Origin of the sequence: Mesorhizobium sp. M1E.F.Ca.ET.041.01.1.1, from assembly GCF_003997355.1 — a bacterium.
GTDB lineage: Bacteria > Pseudomonadota > Alphaproteobacteria > Rhizobiales > Rhizobiaceae > Mesorhizobium.
Window position 1 is genome coordinate 1 of sequence record NZ_RZSL01000500.1, and the last position, 4514, is coordinate 4514.

At 64.8% G+C, this 4514-nt stretch carries 5 protein-coding genes; 4 read left to right on the forward strand and 1 reads right to left on the reverse strand.

Features of this window, described 5'->3' with window-relative positions; translation table 11 throughout:
- A partial coding sequence (locus tag EOA38_RS28745; protein WP_127300820.1) for an extensin family protein occupies positions 1-604 on the forward strand: 604 nt, incomplete at its 5' end.
- 76 nt (positions 605-680) lie between these two features.
- Complete coding sequence (locus tag EOA38_RS28750; protein ID WP_127300821.1) at positions 681-1391, forward strand: LssY C-terminal domain-containing protein; 711 nt, start codon at positions 681-683, stop codon at positions 1389-1391.
- A gap of 13 nt (positions 1392-1404) precedes the next feature.
- Here the strand turns inward: EOA38_RS28750 and EOA38_RS28755 are convergent, their stop codons facing one another.
- Positions 1405-2427 carry an NAD(P)-dependent alcohol dehydrogenase gene (locus EOA38_RS28755; protein WP_127300822.1) on the reverse strand — a complete coding sequence of 341 codons (1023 nt, stop codon included), beginning with the start codon at positions 2425-2427 and terminating at the stop codon, positions 1405-1407.
- Between the two features lie 123 nt (positions 2428-2550).
- Between EOA38_RS28755 and EOA38_RS28760 the strand changes: the two genes are divergently transcribed.
- Both EOA38_RS28760 and EOA38_RS28765 read left to right on the forward strand, forming a co-directional pair.
- Positions 2551-3465, forward strand: a complete 915-nt coding sequence (locus tag EOA38_RS28760; RefSeq protein WP_126092421.1) for a LysR family transcriptional regulator — start codon at positions 2551-2553, stop codon at positions 3463-3465.
- Positions 3466-3553: 88 nt separating this feature from the next.
- A partial coding sequence (locus tag EOA38_RS28765; protein ID WP_145966103.1) for a hemolysin family protein occupies positions 3554-4514 on the forward strand: 961 nt, incomplete at its 3' end.

The following is a 4514-nucleotide window of genomic DNA, read 5'->3' on the forward strand; positions in this document are numbered from 1 at the left end:
TCCCTATATGACCCAGGCTGCCTATCCGCGCATGGATGAGCCGATGTCGCCGGTCGAGCAGATGCCCGCAAGCGAGATCGACTGCCGCAACGAGCTGAAACGCATGGGCGTCGTCTATACGGATATCCAGCCGATCCATGAAGGCCAGTGCGGCATCGACTTCCCGGTGAAGGTTTCGGCCATCGGCAGCGTCGAGATGAAGCCCGCCGCCACGCTGACCTGCAACATGGCCGCGACCTTTGCCGCCTGGACCAGGAACGAACTCGTGCCGGCAGCCCGCTGGCGCTATTTCTCCGGCGTCAGGGCCATCCACCAAGGCTCGAGCTATTCCTGCCGTAACATCGCCGGCGAAGGCGTGCTCTCGGAGCACGGCAAGGGCAACGCGCTCGACGTCATGAGCATCGAGCTCAACAATGGCGACGACATCGACGTCCGCAAGCCCGGCCTGTTCGCTTTCCGCACCCGCGGCTTCCTCAACAACGTGCGCGCCGACGGCTGCCAGTATTTCAACACGGTGCTCGGTCCGGGCTACAATTACGATCACCGCAACCACTTCCACTTCGACGTCAAGAACCGCAGGAGCGGCTACCGCGCCTGCCGCTAAAGCAATCCCGAAACCTCTGCCCAATGCGCGCAACGCGACATAGAGTGGCCGTGCATCGACTTGGGAGTGGTCTCTCTTGGGTGAGCGGAGCCTTCGGCGGCGCGCCGCGATCTGGCTGGCGGCGTTTTGCGCTTTCTATCTGGCATTTGCCTATCTCGCCGCGCCGGAATTCTGGACCTGGCGGGAGCGCGGCTTCCGCACACAGCGTTTCGAGATGGTGACGCACACGCCGCAAGGAATTCCGGGCGACCCGATCAATGTCGGCCTTGTCGGTACCGAAAAGGAAGTGGTCCACGCTTTTGCCGTCGCCGGTTGGGACACGGCCGACGCCGTCACGCTCAGGACCGCTATCGACATCGGCGAAAGCGTCCTGTTCTCCCGTCCCTATCCCGATGCGCCGATGAGCAGGCTGCTGTTCGAAGGCCGCGCCCAGGACCTCGCCTTCGAAAAGCCGGTCGGCGACAGCGCCGACCGTCGCCACCATGTCCGCTTCTGGCAAACCAACACGGTCGGCGACGACGGCCGCCGCCCGCTCTGGCTGGGCGCTGCCAGCTTCGACCGCGGCGTCGGCCTCAGCCACGACACCGGCGCCATCACCCACCATATCGGCCCGGACATCGACGCCGAGCGCAGCTTCCTGATCGGCGGCCTCGATGCGGCAGGCATGCTGATTTCGACCAGCGAGATACCGGGGATTGGCGCCACGAAAAGCGGCAGGAATGGCGGCGGCGATCCGTATTTTACCGACGGCATGGCGGTAATCGGCGTGCTGAAGACCCTGCCGTGACCGCGCGGCGAGGTCAGGTCGCGGTGATGACGATCTTGCCGAACGGGCCTTTCTCAAGATGCCCGAACGCCTGCGGCACGTCGTCGAAGCCGTAAACCTTGTCGACCACTGGTTTGATGCGGAGAGCTTCGATCGCCTGATTCATGCGCTCGAAGCTGCGGCGGTGGCCGATGGAAATGCCCTGCACGACGATGCGGTTGCGCATGAGCGGCACGACCGGAAAGCTGATCTCCGTCGCGCCGAGCAGGCCGATGATCGACAGCCGGCCATCGGCGGCGAGCGCGTTCAACGACCGCCGTGCGTTGTCGCCACCGACCATCTCCAGAATGTGGTTCACGCCCAGCCCATCCGTCAACTTACGGGCTGCCTCGTCCCAGGCCGGCTGGGTGCGATAGTTGATCACCTGCCAGGCGCCGAGTTCCTTGGCGCGCTTGAGCTTCTCGTCGCTGCTCGAGGTGACGATGGCGCGCAGGCCGAACGCCGCGGCGAACTGCAGCGCAAACAGCGAGACGCCACCAGTGCCCTGGATCAGGATGGTCTGGCCCGGCACCGGCCTTGTCGCCTCGGTCATCGCGAACCAGGCAGTCAGCGCCGCGATCGGCAGCGTCGCTGCCTCGATATCGCTGAGCGAAGGCGGCGCGAGCACCGCGGCATCTTCACCGAAGACGACATGCTCTGAAAGCGTGCCCGGCAGCGATGAGCCCAGCGTGTGTCTGTGCAGCACCGGCGGCGCATCGCCGTCCGGCCAGTCGGCAATCACCTGGCCGAGCACGCGCTGTCCGACCTGAAATCGGCTGACCGCGCTGCCGATGGCGACGATCTCGCCCACCGCGTCCGATGTCGGCACGAAGGGGAAGGTAAGATCGGGAATGAGCATGCCATCCACGATCAGCTTGTCCTTGTAGTTCAGCGAGACAGCTTTCGTACGCACCAGAAGCTCGTGCGGGCCGGGCTCGGGAATCTCGCCTCTCACCGGGTTCAGTTTTGACAGGCCGAAGCCCGTCATCTGCCAGGATCTGTTGCCGTCGGTACTCATGCGTCTCGCTCCTTGATTGATGGCCGAGCGAAGACATTTATGCGATCCAACTATGGAAAATAGTGCCGCAATGCGGGATATTTGGCAACAAATTGAAGAGAAGAACTCTACAAAGGATGCATCGTGGATTCGGTAGACCTGCAAGGCATTGTCGCATTCGTCCACGCCGTGGAGGCCGGCAGCTTCACCGGCGCCGGCGAACGGCTGCGTGTAACGAAGTCCGCCATCGGCAAATCCGTCGCGCGGTTGGAGCAGCGGCTCGGTGTTCGCTTGCTTAACCGCACCACCCGCAGCCTCAGCCCCACCAGCGAAGGCGCGAGCTATTACGAAGCCTGCGTGCGGGCCCTGGCCGAGATCGAGGCCGGGCAGGCGCTGCTCGCCTCACGCCGGCAGGTTCCGTCCGGCAGGCTGCGCGTCGACGTGCCGCTTGCCTTTGGCCGCACATGCGTCGCCCCGGTGCTGTTCGGCATCTCTAGCCGTTTCCCGGAGCTGACGATCGAGATCTCCTTCAACGACCGGCGCGTCGACCTGATCGAGGAAGGCATCGACCTTGCGGTGCGCATGGGCGATCTCGACGACAGCCTGTCGCTCGCGGCGCGCCGCATCTACGCCCAACGCTCGGCAATCTTCGCGGCTCCCGCCTATCTCGAAAGGCACGGCAGGCCGCGGTCCATCGACGACCTCGCCGGCCACAGCGTCATCGGCTATGGGCGTGAGGGCGTTGTTCGTCCCTGGACCATAAGGGACGCCGACGGCCGTCTGACGACATTCGTGCCCAAGGCCAGGCTCGTCCTCGGCCACGGCGAACCGATGCTCGATGCGGCCCTTGCAGGCTGCGGCATCACCTTTCTGCCGACCTGGCTGGCAGCCGACAGCCTGAAGCGCGGCGAGCTTGAAATGGTCCTGTCCGACTGTCTGGTCGAAAACATCGTCGTGCACGCGGTCTGGCCGGTGACGCGCGCGCTCACGCCGAAGGTCCGGGTCGTCATCGACGCGCTCGTCGAACATTTTTCGGCGCCGCCCTGGGATGCCGTCTGAATGGCCAGCGCCTGCGCTCCAAAATTGTCATGCTCCAAATAGCGGCGGACTATTTTCGAATGCACCGCGGCAATGCTATTGACCAGGCATGCTTTATGTTGAAATCGCCGTCGTGGCCGTCCTCATCCTGGTGAACGGCCTTTTGGCCATGTCGGAGCTCGCCATCGTCTCGTCGCGGCCGGCCCGCCTCAAGGCGATGATCGACCGCAACGTCAGGGGGGCCGGCCGCGCGCTGGCGCTGGGCTCCAATCCCGGCAAGTTCCTGTCGTCGGTGCAGATCGGCATCACCCTGGTCGGCGTTCTCTCCGGCGCCTTTTCCGGCGCCACGCTCGGCGAGCGGCTGGCGCAATATCTGGCTTCGACGGGCATCCGCGAGAACATCGCCGATCCCGTCGGCGTCGGTATCGTCGTCGCGATCATCACCTATGCCTCGCTGATCGTCGGCGAGCTCGTGCCGAAGCAGATTGCGCTGAGGGATCCGGAACGCGTCGCCGTCAGGGCGGCGCCTGCGATGACCATCCTCGCCACCGTCTCGGCGCCGCTTGTCTTTCTGCTCGATGTTTCCGGCCGCGCCATTCTCTGGCTGCTCGGCCAGTCCGGCGAGTCGGAAGAAAAGGTCACCGACGAGGAAATCAAGATGCTGGTCGCCGAGGCCGAACATCACGGCACCATCGAATCCGACGAGCGGCGCATGATCGCCGGCGTCATGCGCCTCGGCGACCGCGCCGTGCGCGCCGTGATGACGCCGCGCACCGAAGTCGACTGGATCAACCTGCAATCCGACGAAGCAGCCATCAGGCGGCTCCTGATGGAGACCCAGCATTCGCGCCTGCCCGCCGGCGACGGCAATGTCGATGACATGGTCGGCGTCGTCCAGACGCGCGACGTGCTGTCGGCGATCCTCGGCGGCAAGGTGCTGGAACCGCGCCAGCATGTGCGCGCCGCGCCCATCGTGCATGACCAGGCCGACGCGCTCGACGTCCTGCAGAAGTTGAAGGAGTCGGACGTCCCGATGGCGCTCGTCCATGACGAATACGGCCACTTCGAAG